The organism is Frankia sp. R43, from assembly GCF_001306465.1.
Taxonomy (GTDB): domain Bacteria; phylum Actinomycetota; class Actinomycetes; order Frankiales; family Frankiaceae; genus Parafrankia; species Parafrankia irregularis.
The window spans coordinates 532,809-547,738 of sequence record NZ_LFCW01000007.1; the positions used below are offsets into that span (position 1 = coordinate 532,809).

The following is a 14,930-nucleotide window of genomic DNA, read 5'->3' on the forward strand; positions in this document are numbered from 1 at the left end:
ACGTTCAGCCATGGGTGGGCGAACATTCGCCTGCCGGACCGATAGACCAGGCGGCCGAGAAGCTCGCGACCGCCGCCGAACGAGGAACCGCGAACACGCGCCGGCGCGACCTCGTCGGCATCGCCTCAATCGGCACACACCGCCGTCGCCAGCGACGACCTGCAACAGGCACTGCGCGTCGCGGCCGCCCACCGCGCACCCCTCACACGCCGCTGTCCTGCGCCTGTCGGTGTGTCAACTGTTACAGGTCGGCTGGTAAGGCAGGTCGGGGACGAAGACGGCCCATTCCTCGGGGGTGAGGCCGCCACCCACGATCCGGCATGCCCGCTCGACCGTCCCGGCACGGATCGCGTCGAGTTCGGTCATGTCCCACAGGAGCGTGGCGCCGTCGTCGCCGGCGCTCGCAAGCGTCGCACCGTCTGGGGAGAAAGCCACCGACCATACCGGTCCGTCGTGACCGTGCAGCGACTCGCCGAGGCGGACCGGATGGCTTCGATCGGTGACGTCCCACAGCAGGACGGTGCCGTCGACGCTGGCGGTGGCCAGCGCTGTTCCGTCTGGCGAGTACGCCATGGAGTGCACGGTGTCAGCGTGACCGGTCAGCGGCTCCCCTAGCCGGCGTGGGTGGACGGGATCGGTGACGTCCCACAGCACGACCGTCGTGAGGTCGTCCGCGACGGCAAGGGTCGCGCCGTCCGGGGCGAACGCGACGGTCCATACCGGTCCGAGATGGCCGAGGACCGGTTCGCCGACGATGGTGGGGTGGCGGGGGTCGGCCAGGTCCCACAGCACCAGCTGGCCAGCCCCCGTCCCGGTACCGGCGTCGGTCCCCGTCGCGAGCAGTCTGCCGTTCGGCGAGAACTCGACGTCCACCAGCGGCCCCTGCTGGTCCACAAAAGTGCGTCCGAGAAACGTGGGACGGCTGGGATCGGCCACGTCCCACAGCCCGTTCGGTCCGGCGGCGGCGATCGTGGTGCCGGTCGGGGAGAAGGCCACCGCCGACACGACGGAGTTCTCGCCGCCCACCGCCAGTTCGCCGAGAAAGGCGGGCTGCTCCTGGCTGGTCAGATCCCACAGCGCGACCGTTCCGTCGTCGCCCGAGGTGGCGAGGGTGGTGCCGTCTGGCGAGAACGCGACGTCCTCGGCTGCTCGTGGAACCACGTTGTCGTTGACGAGAATTCCATGACCGAGAAACGGCGCGCCGGTGCGCGTGGGCCGCATGCGGTCGTGGATGTCCCACAACTCGATGGCGCCGTCGTCGCCCGCAGTCGCCAGGGCCGTGCCGTCGGGCGAGAAGGCGACCGACCGGGCCGACGTGGTGTGACCGACGAGTGGCTCGCCGAGACGGGACGGGGCGCCACCGGTGACGTCCCACAGGTAGGTCGTCCCTTCGTGTCCGCCCAGCCCGGTGGCGAGAAGAGAGCCGTCCGGGGAGAACACCACCGCCCACACGCCGGCCTCTGCGCCCGGGCTGAGTTCTCGGTCGGGGACCGGTTTGGCCGGGTCGGACACGTCCCACAGCATCGCCCGGCCGAGAGCGCCGAGGGCAAGCGTGTTGCCGTCCGGGGAGAAGGCCAGGGTTTCGACATTGCCCGGCTCAGCGGCTCGCGGCTCGGACAGCCGACGCGGATTCGCCGAGTCACTGATGTCCCAGAGAGTGACCGTGTCGTCAGTGGCTGCCACGGCGGCGGTCGCGCGATCCGGGGAGAGAGCCAGCTCTGCGGTCCGGCCGTCCCTGATCCCGCTCCGTCCGATGGGACCGATGGGGCCCGCGGACAGCTTACGGGGCCTGGCAGGGTCGCTCAGGTCCCAGCGCACGATCTCGGCGTCGGTCGAGACGGTGAGCAGCACTCCACCCGCCACGAAGGCGGTCACCGCCAGAGGCGAGGTGTGCCCGCTGTCGAGGCGACTGACCGGCCGGGGGCTCGCCCGGTCGGTCATGTCCCACAGCTGGACGCCGTAACGGGGCGGGGTGACGACGCCGTTCCCGACAACGGAGGGCCAGAAGTCAGCGGTCACGAGAAACCTGCCGTCGGAGGAGAACTCGACCACAGGCACCGCGTAGCCGCCACCGCTCGCCAGCGGCGTACCGAGCCGTCTTGGTGCGTCTCGGTCGGTTATGTCCCACAGTACGGTTTGGCCGGCGTCCGACACGGCGAGGGTTCTGCTGTCGGGTGAGAACGCCATCGCCCCGACGGACCTGTCGTGCGCGAGCGGTTCGCTCAGACGGACGCCGCCGGCGCCTGGGTCGGTCACGTCCCACAGGAGAACCGTGCCGTCCGAGTCGCCGGTCGCCAGGACGGTGCCGTCTGGCGCGAACGCCGCCGTCGTCACCGCGTCCTCGTGCCCGGTCAGCAAGCCGGCGACGCCGGTCGCCAGCACCGTGTTGACGATGCTGGCCCGTGCCTCCGGAACGGCCGCGATCCGGTCTGCGACGATGGCCCGCCGCAGCGCCCCGAGCGGGTCGTCGGCGCGCCGGTCGTCCGCCTGCGCGAGCAGGTCCTCGGCGACTGCGCGGAGCTTCCTGCTGGTCGCCTCCTGCCTGGCCTGCTCGGTGTCCTGCCTGGCCCGCCGTTCCCCGGCCCAGGCACGGGCGTAGGCCCCGAGAGCGGCGCCGGCCACGACGACGAGAACGCTTACCGCGGCGATGACGACAAGCCGCGTCTGCAACCTCGTTCGGGCATGATGGGCGGCTTCGCGAACAGTCTGCGCGGCCCTCAGCTCGAACGGGTCGTCGTCATGATGGTGTCTGGCGAAGTCCGCGAGTGACGGCTGTGGCACGACGACCCGGCGCACCTTGATCTCGCGGGCCGCCTGGAGCTTCGCGGCGTGGCCGTGAACCTCGCCGAGGCGGTCGGCGTAGGCGTCCACGGCACCGGTGACAGCGCACCGGGCGCTCAGGCGTCGCGACAGCGCGTGGCGCAGCCGGCGCGCCCAGGTGTGGCGTCGGTTCAGCTCGTCCAGGGCGACCGCGAAGGCCGCTCCCAGCGATCCCCCGACCAGGTCAAGGCAGGGCTCGTCGATGTCCGTGATCGACCATGTCACACAGTGGCCGGCGGTGCGCAGCGCAGACCCCGTCCAGGCTCGGCCGACGGCCTCCGTGAACGACGTGTCGGCGAGCAGGAAGCACATCTGGGCGGGGTCCGGGTACAGCCCGGCAGGCCCGCCACTGCGCAGCCGCAGGCGCAGCAGGCCGCTGCCGCCGTCGTGGCGGCGGTCGAACAGCACACTGAGCTCGACCTCGTGCCGCACGGCGGGCGGATGGCCGACCAGTTGGAGCGCCAGCAGCGCGAGGAAGCCTCGCAGCGGCACGTCGTCGGACTCACCCAGACTGTCCGGCCAGCCCGGGCTGGCACCCGCGATGCGAGCGACGACCGCCTCGGGAAGACCCGCGCTGCTGTCGAAGCCCGGCAGACAGGCACGCTGCCAGTGCGTGCTGGCGGCGCGGATCGCGGGTGCGGGCGTTGTGACGCCGGCGAGCGATGCCGCGACGGCGGCCACGGCCGCCGCGGCCGACAGGTCGAACGACTCGCGGGGTCGCAGGTCGTCCAGATCGTCGAGGACGTCGCCGCCGCGACCCGTTGGTGGGACGCGACCAGTGGCCCTGGTGGGCCACTGGCGCGGCGAGTCGGCGAGCGCCCGCGTCGCGTCGTCGCCGGGGGCCAGCAGCGCGCGGGCCCTGTCCGGGTCTGCGGTGCCGGCGGCGCAGAGAGCGAGCCACTGCTGCGGCGCTCGGGTCAGACGGACCCGCAGCGACGTCAGGTCGGCCTCCGCCCAGGCGGCCCGCCGACGTGGGTCCGTCACCGCAGCCCGTCCCTGACGACATTGCGGATCGGGTCTCCCACCGGCCGTGCCTGCGCGATGAGGTACCAGGCGTCTTTGGCCGCCTTTGTGGCGGCACGGACGGAGGCGCGCACGGCGTCGCCGTCCGCCTCGGTCAGCGCTTCGGCGGGGAACGGGCCGATGAGGGCGTATTCCAGGACGGCGCCGTCGGCCGGTACCTCAAGGCTGGCGGTCCACGGCCCGCCCGGCTGGTCGACGTGTACGGGGAGGAAATAGCGCTCGGGGTCCGAGTCGGCTCCGATCCGAAGCTCGAGCACCTGACCCGGACCGGCGGTCTGGGTCGCGGCGGCGACCGAGACCGCGCGGCGCCCGACGGTCCGGACCACGACGGGAATCCCGCCGACGTCGAACTCCTCGGTCTGGTCCTGGTGGTCGCCCGGCTCGTCAGTGTCGGCGAAGGAGATCGTTCCCCGGTCGAAGGTGAACCGGCCCAGCAGCTGGCGCGCGGACCTCGGGAGCACCCGCCGGAACTCGTCGGGCTCCGGCCGGAGTGCCGGCGCGCCGTCCCCGTCCGACCGTACGTCGCGGCCCTCGGGAATCCGGATGACGACCGGTACACCGAGCCGTTCCCGTACCCGGCGCGGAGGCTCCGAGCCCTGGTCGTCGCCGAGCCGTCTGGCCTCCTGGATCGACGTCAGTTCTCGCCACAGCAGGTCGATGGTCGCCTGGTCCGCGCGACGCCCCTCGACGGTGGCGCTGTCGAGGAGGACGTCCAGAAGGTCCCATCCCTCGGGCGGAAGCCGCCAGGCCAGGAGTGATCGAAGGTCAATGCTCCTGTACTGCCCCGGGCTCAGCCCGCCAGTGCCGCCGGATGCTCTTCCATCACGAACACCGTCCCCCATGGCGTGTCACCATACTCACTCTTTGTCACCTCGCTCAGCGGGAGGTGCCTGCGCGTCGGCGATGCCCCGGCGGGCCGCGAGAGCTTCAAGGGTGGCGCTCGCCGGGTAGTTGGCGATCGCGGCGGACAGCAGCCGCCGGTACGGCGTGGCTACGATGCCCAGATCGAACGCGGCGAACACCTCACCCCACCACTGCTGGGCAGTGCCCTGGCCGACGACGGGTTGTCGGCCTCTCGGGACACCGATCTCCTCCAGAATCTGATGTGCGCTCGGCCCCGGAGGAAACATCTCGGCGACGGCGTCCCGCAGCGCCTTCCGTTCGAGAAGGTCGAAGAGCACGTCGCTGGTCACCGTGGCGGCGAGTCCGAGCCGGTCCGCGACAGCGATGACGCTGTCGGCCCGCCGAGCCACCGTTCCGAGGAACACCAGCTCGTCCTCCAGTTGCCGGCTCAGATGTATGGCGAGGGCACGGTCGTCGAGGAACGGGCTCTCGGGATGGGGCTCACTTCCCCCGGCGCCCGCTCCCGCGGCGGCCGCCGACCCGGACGTCACTGCGTGCGGCATGGCGGCCCGCATGTTCGACGTGGCTATCCGCGCCGAGCGGCGCATGTCGACGAGCGTCGTCGTGATGTTCACCAGGTGGAACTGATCGACCCGAAGCCCACTCGCCTGACCGTGGAGCTCATCAGGACGGGTGCCCGATCCGTGTGCCGCACTCGCGACCGTGTCGATCAGGCCGGCACGGCCCAGACCGTCGCCGAGTGCCGCTGATCGCCCGTCGACCCGCTCGCGGAACCTGCGCACCGCCCGACCGCCGTCCCACGCCCGGACCAGATGACGCAGCGCCGCGCAATGACCGAGATAGCGGGCCAGCGGGGGCGCGCCGAAGCTGCCGTCGGTCCAGGTCAACGCGCTGAGAGCGCGTACCTGACCGGCCGGTGCGAGCAGCATGAGATGTCGCTGGGCACGGTCATCGGCGGAACTCCCCGGCTCCCACAAGGCGAAGCCCGACGCTGTTGCGGTCCCACGCCGCTCCCACCCCCGCGACAACGGGAGTTCCGGCAGATCCCCGCCGTACAGTTCAGCGACTTCCGCTGTCGCGGCCAAAGGCGCCTCGCTCTCCGGCCGGGGCGACACCGTGCCTTGATACACGCGGACCGCGCCGAGCAGTGATGCCGGGACGTCCGCCGCGACGGCGCTCCACTGCGCGTCCAGGTCCGCCCAGCCGGTCCTGCTGCCGGGGTCCGGCGCGAGCATCACCGCGAGCGTGATCATGTCGTGTTCCTGTCGGAGCAGAGCCTGAAAAACGCCCTGCTCAGGACGCTCCTGAGCAGCGATCGGTCCGCCGGGGCCAGTCGTGTCGACGGCGACGGGCGCGTCCGCCCTCAGCCCGAGGCCGGCAACGACATGGCCCATCGACAGGATGGTCGCGCATCGTTCCCACAGCGTTCTCAGGTATTCGTAGGCCGGCCCGGCCTGAGGCCCTCGCAACGGCGCGAAGAGCAGAACGACGAGTTCGGCATCGACCACGGCTGACGGCATGCGATCGTGGGCGCTCACAACCGAGATCATCCAGGTCCGGGAGAGCTGACACGAACGCAGGCGGGCGACCCGTCGGCCCTGAGCGCTACCGCAACAGAGGCACAGCGCTCGGCGCTGTGCCGCCAGATCGGGGCACGAACCGCCGACGGCCCGGCACCTCGGGTGGTTGCGGCACTCCAGGTTCCGGTGCCAGCCGGCCACCCTCCGGATCAGAATGCTCCCGTGGGCTGGACGGGGCGGGTGCGGAACATGGGCCGAGCGCTGCTCGGCGTCGGTGTTCTCGTGCTGGGCCTCGCGGTGACGCTGCTCGCGGTCGCCGCCCGCGGCGACTCCGCTGTGTTCGATCGCTGGGTCGGCTGGGCCAGTCTGCTGGGCCTGCCACTGGGCGCACTGAGCCTCGCGCTCGGTCTGTTCGAGAAGGCCCGGGTCCGCGCGGGCGACCTCGATATCGAGGGTGCGGTCGGCGCGCTGCGCGCCAGGATACGCGGGCAGTGGGGCGAAGAAGCCGTGTTGCGTCAGGTCGACCCAGTGCCCCTCCGGGTCGACTGGGTGACGGATGGCGAGCTGTCGGCGGCCCGTGAGATCGTGCTCGGCGACAGGGATGCACCCGACTGGCAGTCGTCACCGTTGAGTGGCGACGTGGAAGGCATCGTCGAGGCCTTCCGAGGTCTTCGTCATCATCAGCTTGTCGTGATCGGTGAGCCCGGCGCGGGTAAGACGACGGCCGCGATGGTGCTCACTCTCGGTCTGCTCGGCCTGCCCGACCCTGGTGAGCCGCTGGCCGTGCTGCTGCCGGTGGCGTCGTGGAACCCGACCGACGAGCCGCTGGACGCATTCCTCGCCCGCCGGCTCGTCGAGGAGTACCGAGCGGACCTGCGTGCCCACGGCCCGCACCCGGCCGATGTCGCGAAACGCCTGGTGGAAAGCAGCCACGTGTTACCTGTGCTGGACGGGCTCGACGAGCTGCCCGGCCACTGGCACGGGCCTGCGCTCGAGGCGATCAACAGGTTCGCCGCGGCCGGGCAACCGTTCGTGCTGACCTGTCGGCGCCGGGTCTACGACCGCGCGGTGCGGGACCTCGACCAGCCGCTCGCCCGGGCGGCGGTCATCCTGTTGGAGCCGGTCAGCGCCGATCAGGTGATCAGCTATCTGTCCCGGTCCGTGCTTGATTCTGACCGGTGGGAGCCGGTCTTCGAGAATCTGCGCCAGCATCCGGACGGCCCGTTGGCAGCGGCGCTGTCGTCGCCGCTGCTGGTAACGCTCGCCCGCACCGCCTACCAGCGGTCCGATACCGCGCCACCGGAACTGCTCGAGCTGGCCGATCGCGAGGCCGTCGTGACCAGACTGGTGGATGGTTTCATCGCGAGCGTCTACGACGTCCACGGTGTTCCCGGCGGCCGTCACCCGCAGCGCGCCCGGCCCCGAACCGGTGCACGGCGCACACGCCGGATCAGGCCAGAGCGCGCTGCACGCTGGCTGAGCTGTCTCGCGTGCCACCTCGACCGGCTGGGCACCCGCGACCTGTGGTGGTGGCAGCTCGGCCCGGCGTTCACCTCGTCCGCGACGGAGAACAGGAAATCCTGGCGGGAGTCGCCCGCGGCCGTGATCTTCCCAGGTGCGGCCGCCGGTGTGACCGTCGCGCTCGCGCGTGATGAGTTGGCCGGGTTCGCTGCCGGACTTCTCATCGCGCTGCTCGTCCTCTGCCTGCAGTCCGCGCGGGTCCTCGTGCCGGAGCATGCCGACGGCGGCTCCGGTGCCCGTCCTGCCCGCCCGGCCCACGCTGTGCACTACCTGCCAGCGCACCCGCTGACGGCCGACGAGCTGAAGGGGCGTCTCGTGTTCGGCGTTCTGGTGGGCGCACTCGTGGGCGTGGCGCTCGGCGGCGTGCACAGGGCTGTGCTGGCGGGGATTCTGAGTGAGCTGGTATTCCTCGTCCTGCCGCGCTCGTCGGTGCCGTCCTGGCGGCGGCGGCCGTCTCCCCGCGCGACGATGCGCGCCACCTGGATGGCCGGTGCCACCGCCGCCGTCGAGCACGGCGTTACCGGTGGGGCGATCTTCGCGGCCGCCGCCGCCATCTTCCCCGAAGGCGCCGGACCGGCGCTGAGCGGTGGCGCCGCAGCGGCCGTCTTCGCCGCGCTCGCCGGAGCGGACGCGGGTCTCGGGCGATGGGTTCGCTTCCGGTCGGCTCACCTGCGGCTGGCGGCCCGCGGATGGCTGCCGTGGCGGCTGTGGGCGTTCCTGGAGGACGCCCACAGCCGAGGTGTCCTCCGGCAGGCCGGAACCGTCTACCAGTTCCGGCACGCCGTTCTCCAGGATCATCTGGCTCGCGCGGTGCTGCTTGGGCGCGAGCGACAGCGCGCTGGCGACGATAACGGGTACCGCTCCCGGAACCTTGTCGCCCTCCTCGCGGAACAGGGCAGGACCGACGAGCTACGCCAGCGCAGCGAGGCCGGTGACCGGTACGCCACCGTGGCGCTGGCCACCGCCCTCCTGGCACGGGGCGAGACCGAAAGCGCAGGCGCCCTCCTACGCTCCCTGGCAGTCGACTCCACCGACTTCCCGGGCAGGCGTCTCGACGTACCGGCCGTCGCACTCAACGCGCTCGCCGCGCGCGGCGAGATCGACGAGCTGCGGGCCCTGGCGGATACCGGAAGCCGGTCTGCCGCACAGCTTCTGGCCGACCTCCTCGCGAAGTGCGGCCGCCTCGACGATCTGCGCACGCGAGCCCAGGCAGGGGACTGGTACGCGACAGCACGGCTCAGCGACATCCTGGATCGGCGCGGAGAGACCGGCCAGGCGGTCGACCTGCTACGCCCCCATGCGGAGGCCGGTGACTGGCGCGCGGCGATACGCCTGGTCGACATCTGGACGCGGCAGGGCCGGGCGGACGACGCCCTCGCCCTCCTGCGTTCCCGCCCGAACAGCCCCGAATGGCCGAACACGGTGCGCCTTGCACGCCTGCTCGCCGAACATGGCGACGTCCACGAGGCGCTGCGGATGCTGCGGGCCCGACCCGCGCGACCGATCTTCGGCTTGGCCAGCGGCGGCGTCGAGCTGATCGACATCCTGGCTGAGCATGGCATGGAATGGGAGCTGCGCGCGCTCGCACTGCCACACCGGAACCGGAGGGGGGGTGGCCCCCGGCCGGACCCCTATGCCGCACTGCGACTCGCGAATCTGTTCGTGGCCCGAGGCGAGACCGACGAAGCCATCCGCATGCTGACGGATGTCGCCGACCGCGGGGTCGAGCGGGCCCGGCAACGGCTCGCCGAGCTGCTCCTGGCGGAGGAACGCGCAGACGACCTGCGTCGCCAGGCGGACAAGGGCGACCAGCCCGCGGCCGAGGCGCTCGCGCGGCTACTGGCGCGGCGCGGCGAAGCCGGCGAGCTTCGCGCGCTGGCGCAGGGCGGCAGCGCACCGGCCGGACTGCGGCTCGCTGATCTGCTCGCCGAGCAGGGCGACCTCGACGGAGCGGTCGAGCTGCTACGCGGCCTGACGAACTACGGCTACGCCCCGGCCGTCGGTTCGCTCGCGAGCACGCTCGTCGCGCGCGGCGACATCGACGAGGCCGTACTGCTGCTCCGTGCGCACGATCGGGACGTCCGGTGCTCGATCGCGCTAGCCGATCTGCTGGCCGACCACGGCCGCCATGACGAACTGCGAGCCCGTGCCGTCGCGGAACGCGTCGGTGCTCGCCGAGCCCATGCCCGCCTGCTGGCGGGGGCCGGCGAGATCGACCAGCTTCGTGCCTGGGCGGATCTCGGGGACGAGGCCGCGGCCGAGCACCTGGCCGATGTCCTCGCCGACCGCGGGCATGTCAACGAGCTGCATGAACGCGCCAACCGCGGGAACGGGTCGGCCGCACGCCGGCTGGCCGCCCTGCTGGCGGCGGATGGTGAGATCACCCGAGCCGCGGACATCCTGCGCCCGCATGCCGAAGCAGGTGACGCCGACGCCCAGCGGCAGCTGGGCGAACTCATACCAGAAGGCGCGTGACCGGGTGTCCGGCCAGCGCCCTGCGACACGCAGGCGGGAACCGGCGCCGCCGCAGAGCCAGCCGGGCCGCCTCGTGACGTTCTGGAGCGAATCAGCATGTGCGGCCTGGGGCGACCGGGAGGACCGCCATGTGGCGGTTGGCGCCCCCCCGACTGGCACCGTCGAGGACGATGGTGCCGGCCAGGCGACGTCGTCTCCGAGTCTGGGCCTAACGGCGGTCCAGGTTCGGCAGGTCGGCCGAGGCGGCGCGGTCCAGCGCCGACTCGGCGTCCGGGTCCGGCCGGTCGAGCACGCCCGCGACGGCGTCCGCGAGCACTTCGTCAGTGCCACCGCCGATGCGCGCGATGCGAGTGTCGCGCAGCAGCTTCTCCAGCGGGTACGCACTGGTGTTGCCACGAGCACCGAACACCTGCATGCACATGTCGACGATCTCGCTGACCGCCTTGCCGGACGTCAGCTTCAGGGCGGCGATCTCGTGCCCCGGCATGCGTCCCTGGGTCACGGCGATCTCGACCAGGGCGGCCAGGCGGCTCTGCAGGTTCCAGAGCTCGGCGCGGCCGTGCGCCAGCCGGTGCCGGATCACCTGCTTGTCCATCATCCGGACACCGCCCAGCTTTCGCCGCCGGGCGTAGGCGGACGCCAGGTTCAGCGCCGTCTCCGCCGCGCTGTGCAGTTGCGCGCAGATCGCGAGCCGCTCGAACTGCAGCACGTGCGACGCGTACAGCAGCCCCATGCCGGGGCTGCCGAGCAGGGCGCTGGGCGGCAGCTCGACGTTGAAGCTGATCTGGCCGACGTCGCAGGCCTGCACGCCGGCGGTGTCGAAGAAACCGTCGACGCTCACCCCGGGCAGGTCCAGCGGCAGCACGAACAGGCTGAGGTCGTCGGCGTCCGCCGAGTCCGAGGCCCGGGCGGTCACGATCGCGTGGGAGGCGCTGCCGACGTTGGAGACGTAGCGCTTGGTCCCGGTGAGCCGCCAGCCGTCCGGCAGCCGGCTCGCGACGGTGAGCCGGTCGGAGAGGCTCGAACCGCCGTGGGCCTCGGTGGCCGCGAAGCAGCCGATCGCCCGGCCGTCGAACGCCGCCTCCAGCAGCGATCTCTGCTCGTCGGTGCGCGCGTGGCGGTGCAGCGCGCCGATGAACGCCTCGCTGTGCGCCATCGCGGCCAGCGCGAGTCCGCTGTCGCAGCGGAACAGCTCCTGCGACAGCACGATGAGATGCGCCAGCCCGCCGGTGGCACCGCCGTCCCACCGCCGCCGGAACAGGCCGGCGTCGGCGAGTTCGACGATCGCCGAGGCCGGCACGTGCCGGTCGAGCACCCATCGCTCGGCGCCGTCGACGCTCCGCGTGCCCGCGGCGCGGACCAGTTCCCGGAACTCGGCTTCCTGGAACTCCGCTTCCTGGAACTCTGCGAGGTCCTGCGCCGCCGACGGCGTCCGCAGGTCCGGGCGGCTCAATGCAGGTACTCCCGCCACTGGGGGTGGGCCTCGGTAGCGCCCGCCGTGACCGCGGTCACCAGGTCTGCGACGGTGCGGGTGACCGGGCCCGGCGCGCCGCCGGTCAGCACGCGGTCGTCCACGGAGGAGACGGCGACCACGCCGGCGGCGGTGCCGGTGAGGAAGCACTCGTCGGCCAGGTACAGGTCGGAGCGCACCAGCGGACGCTCGGCGACCGGGATCCCCCGCTCCGCGGCCAGCTTCAGGACCGTGTCGCGGGTGATGCCGGGCAGGCCGCCGCTCCAGACCGGGGGTGTGACCAGTTCGCCGTCGGCGACGACGAACACGTTGTGCGCCCAGCCGTCCGCGACGAAGCCCGCCTCATTGAGGAGGATCGCCTCGCCGTAGCCGGCCTGGACCGCGGCCCGCTGCGCCAGGAACGCGTTGAGGTACTGGCCGCTGGCCTTGGCGGCCGGCGGCAGGGTGTTGGCGCCGTAGCGCTGGAAGGCGCTGATCTGGGCCCGCACGCCGCCCTCCTTCGGCGGCCCGACCAGCGGGCCCGCCGCGCTCGCGGTCACCGAGCAGCGCAACGGTGCCTGGAGCGGGTTCGGTCCGGCGTGGTGACGTGGACGGTCGCGTCGGACCAGTCCACCAGCTCCCCGTCCAGCCAGGCGAACTTCGGCGGCGCGGGGACATCCGGGGCTGAGGCGTCCGGGGCTGAGTCGTCCGGGATGGAGGCGTCCGGGATGGAGGTCGGCGTGGGTGTCATGTCTGAAGGTCCTTCCGGTCAGTGCACCGCGGTCAGCAGCCGCCGCTTCAGGCCGCCCTCGGCGTGCAGCTCCCGGCACTCGGCCCGCTGCACCTTCCCGGACGTGGTGCGCGGAATGGTGCCGGGCCGCACCAGCAGCACGGTCTTCAGGCGGATGCCGAGCGTCGAGCTCACCGCCGAGCGCACCTGCGCGCCCAGGACGGCGACCTCCTCCGGCGAGCGCCTTGGCCGCACCGGGACCTCGACCATGAGACCGAAGTCCTGGTCGGCGTCCTTGAGGCGGAACGCCGCGCAGGCCTTGACACCGTTGGCCTGCGCGTCCAGCACGATCATCTCGATGTCCTCGGCGAACACGTTCCGGCCCGCCACCGCGACCACCTCGTTACGCCGGCCGAGCACGTAGAGCTCGCCGTCGTGGACGAAGCCGTCGTCGCCGGTGTCGAACCAGCCGTCGCTCGGCGCCGGCCGGAAGCCGTCGACCGTGTGGTAGCCCTCGTACACCCAGGAGCCGCCGAGCTCGACCGGACCACCCGGCGGCCCGTCGGGGGCTTCCAGGACGACGCCGGGCAGCGGGCGGCCGACGCAGACGCGTCCGCCGGGTCCCTGGATCGGGCCGCGGCCCAGCCGCGCGGTGGTGGTTCCGACGACGCCCTCGGCCAGGCCGTAGCTGGGCATGATCGCACCCCAGGAGAAGCCGAGCGGCCCGACTGCCTCGTGGAAGGCGGTCAGGGTCTGCCAGTTCACCCGCTCGCCGCCGCTGAGCGAGACCCGCACCCTGGAAAGGTCGAGCCCCTCCTCGTACGGCACCGCGGCGGCCATCCGGTAGGCGAAGTTGGGCGCGGCGGTGACGGTGCCGCCGAGCCGGCCGAGCGTCGTCAGCCAGCGCGCCGGTCCGGTGGCGAACCGGGTCGGCGGCATCAGCACCAGGTCGGTACGGGTCGCCAGCGCGGTCATGAACATCGCCAGCAGGCCCATGTCGTGGTAAAGCGGCAGCCAGGAGACGACGCGGTCGGTCTCCGGGTCGAACCCCAGGCTCGCGGCGACCGCGGCCAGGTGCCCGGCCAGCGTTCGGCTCTCCACGGCCACGCCCTTGGGCGCCGAGACACTGCCGGAGGTGAACTGGATCAGGGCCGTGCCGTCGATGGCCACGTCGGACCCCGGCAGCGCCGTCAGGTCCGCGCACAGCCGGCTCCGGGACAGACTCGCCAGTCCGAGACCGTCGATCGGGTTCGCCTGGTCGTCGTCGTGGCCCGCGACCACCAGCTCGCAGCCGGTGGCGCGCAGGAGGTCGCCGAAGTGCCGGGCGTACCAGGGCACCGCGCGCCGCGACGCCGGCGGCACCGACACCACCGCGGCGCCGGCCGCCCAGACACCCATGGCGGTCAGCACCGACTCGAGGTCGTTGCTGATCGTCATGGCGACGCGGGATCCCGGCCGCACACCGTGCGAGCGCAGCCGGACGGCCACGGCCGCCGCCAGGCCGGCCAGTTCGTCGTAGGAGTAGCGGCGGTCGTCACCGCCATCCAGGAAGGTGATGCCGCGGGTGGCGACGCCGAACGGCCGTACGGCCTCGGCCAGGCTCAGCCCGCCGGCCGGCAGTGCCGGGCCGGTGAGCCGGACCCGGCTTGGCGGGGCGGCGTTCACACCGCGGCTCCGGCGGTCAGCGGGGTGACGGCGTCGCCCTCGAGGGCCAGCTCGGCGACGGCCCTGGCGTCGGCGTCCTGGGCCCGGTCGATGACGGACTGAACCGACGGGTCGAGGCGGCCGCGGCGCTCAAGCTCCTCGCGAATGTAGGCGACGTGCCAGGTCTCGTCCTTGAGGATGGCGCGCAGCGTCCTGCGGATGTTCGGCGGGACGTCCTTCAGGTCCAGATGGCTCTCGTACTGCTCGACGCCGCGGCTCTCCGACACCCACGTCAGCGCCAACAGGTCGGTGAGCGTGCGCGGGATGCCGAAATGCAGGCCGAGCCGGGTCTGGTAGGGCTCCTCGACATCGAAGATCTCGCCGTCGATGTCACGCAGCGCCTTGGTCCACAGCCAGGCGTGCACCGCCTCGTCGCGCAGGTGGCGACTCAGATCGGTGCTCAGCGCCAGGTCGTCGGCGAGCCGGCTCATGCGCATGATGGCACCGGCACCGTGGATCTCCGCGGCGCGGTACTGGTTCAGCACCCAGACCGGTTCCAGCTCCTCGAAACGGCGTCCCGGCGTGGTCATCATGAACCCGCTCCCGCCGCGACGAGATGCCTGGCGATGCCGGCCACGGTGCTCAGGTCCGCCATCGAACAGACCTCCACCTCGCGGCCGGTCTCCTTGTGCACCGCCGCGAGGATCTCGGCGGCGTCCAGCGAGTCGAATCCCAGGGTGTCGGCCAGATCCGCGTCCGGCGGCACCTGCGATGCCTCGACCTTGCGGAACCTGCAGATCAGAGTCGTGACCAGCGCGACGGCCTCGTCCTCGCCCATCGATCTCCTCCCTTTCCCACGGTCCGTGGCGCCGTTCGGCGCGAG

Annotated in this window: 10 protein-coding genes; 1 reads left to right on the plus strand and 9 read right to left on the minus strand. The window is 72.2% G+C overall.

Features of this window, described 5'->3' with window-relative positions; genetic code table 11:
• Positions 1 to 234: 234 nt before the first annotated feature.
• From ACG83_RS29690 to ACG83_RS29700, 3 genes are read right to left on the minus strand one after another with little or no spacing between them, the layout of a single operon-like run.
• Complete coding sequence (locus ACG83_RS29690) at positions 235 to 3,804, minus strand: WD40 repeat domain-containing protein (RefSeq protein WP_054569526.1); 3,570 nt, start codon at positions 3,802 to 3,804, stop codon at positions 235 to 237.
• Complete coding sequence (locus tag ACG83_RS29695; RefSeq protein ID WP_054569527.1) at positions 3,801 to 4,685, minus strand: hypothetical protein; 885 nt, start codon at positions 4,683 to 4,685, stop codon at positions 3,801 to 3,803. Before ACG83_RS29695 ends, ACG83_RS29690 begins: the two co-directional genes overlap by 4 nt.
• A 15-nt stretch (positions 4,686 to 4,700) precedes the next feature.
• Positions 4,701 to 6,245 (minus strand): CATRA conflict system CASPASE/TPR repeat-associated protein, encoded by a 1,545-nt coding sequence (locus ACG83_RS29700; protein ID WP_152991549.1) that lies wholly within the window; start codon positions 6,243 to 6,245, stop codon positions 4,701 to 4,703.
• Positions 6,246 to 6,476: 231 nt separating this feature from the next.
• Here ACG83_RS29700 and ACG83_RS29705 point away from each other — a divergent pair, with 231 nt between their 5' ends.
• The gene (locus ACG83_RS29705) at positions 6,477 to 10,223 is read left to right on the plus strand and encodes an NACHT domain-containing protein (protein WP_152991550.1); all 3,747 of its coding nucleotides are present in this window, start codon (positions 6,477 to 6,479) and stop codon (positions 10,221 to 10,223) included.
• Positions 10,224 to 10,431: 208 nt separating this feature from the next.
• Here the strand turns inward: ACG83_RS29705 and ACG83_RS29710 are convergent, their stop codons facing one another.
• The 6 genes from ACG83_RS29710 to ACG83_RS29735 are packed head-to-tail and all read right to left on the minus strand — an operon-like array spanning position 10,432 to position 14,885.
• On the minus strand, positions 10,432 to 11,676 hold the full coding sequence (locus tag ACG83_RS29710; RefSeq protein ID WP_054569530.1) for an acyl-CoA dehydrogenase family protein: 1,245 nt from the start codon (positions 11,674 to 11,676) through the stop codon (positions 10,432 to 10,434).
• On the minus strand, positions 11,673 to 12,233 hold the full coding sequence (locus ACG83_RS45555; protein WP_054569531.1) for an aminotransferase class IV: 561 nt from the start codon (positions 12,231 to 12,233) through the stop codon (positions 11,673 to 11,675). Before ACG83_RS45555 ends, ACG83_RS29710 begins: the two co-directional genes overlap by 4 nt.
• A complete protein-coding gene (locus tag ACG83_RS45560) occupies positions 12,230 to 12,424 on the minus strand; it encodes a hypothetical protein (protein ID WP_054569532.1) in 195 nt (64 codons plus the stop codon). The genes ACG83_RS45555 and ACG83_RS45560 overlap by 4 nt, the downstream gene beginning before the upstream one ends.
• An 18-nt stretch (positions 12,425 to 12,442) precedes the next feature.
• Positions 12,443 to 14,068, minus strand: coding sequence for an AMP-binding protein (locus ACG83_RS29725; RefSeq protein WP_054569533.1), 1,626 nt, complete (start codon positions 14,066 to 14,068; stop codon positions 12,443 to 12,445).
• Positions 14,065 to 14,637, minus strand: coding sequence for a ferritin-like domain-containing protein (locus tag ACG83_RS29730; protein ID WP_054569534.1), 573 nt, complete (start codon positions 14,635 to 14,637; stop codon positions 14,065 to 14,067). The genes ACG83_RS29725 and ACG83_RS29730 overlap by 4 nt, the downstream gene beginning before the upstream one ends.
• A complete protein-coding gene (locus ACG83_RS29735) occupies positions 14,637 to 14,885 on the minus strand; it encodes an acyl carrier protein (protein ID WP_054569535.1) in 249 nt (82 codons plus the stop codon). The genes ACG83_RS29730 and ACG83_RS29735 overlap by 1 nt, the downstream gene beginning before the upstream one ends.
• Positions 14,886 to 14,930 lie beyond the last annotated feature (45 nt).

Coding starts and splice junctions, on each gene's coding strand:
- ACG83_RS29695 (WP_054569527.1), bottom strand. CDS start 4,685: ATGGGGGACGGTGTTCGTGATGGAAGAGCATCCGGCGGCACTGGCGGG.
- ACG83_RS29705 (WP_152991550.1), top strand. CDS start 6,477: ATGGGCCGAGCGCTGCTCGGCGTCGGTGTTCTCGTGCTGGGCCTCGCG.
- ACG83_RS45560 (WP_054569532.1), bottom strand. CDS start 12,424: ATGACACCCACGCCGACCTCCATCCCGGACGCCTCCATCCCGGACGAC.
- ACG83_RS29730 (WP_054569534.1), bottom strand. CDS start 14,637: ATGACCACGCCGGGACGCCGTTTCGAGGAGCTGGAACCGGTCTGGGTG.
- ACG83_RS29735 (WP_054569535.1), bottom strand. CDS start 14,885: ATGGGCGAGGACGAGGCCGTCGCGCTGGTCACGACTCTGATCTGCAGG.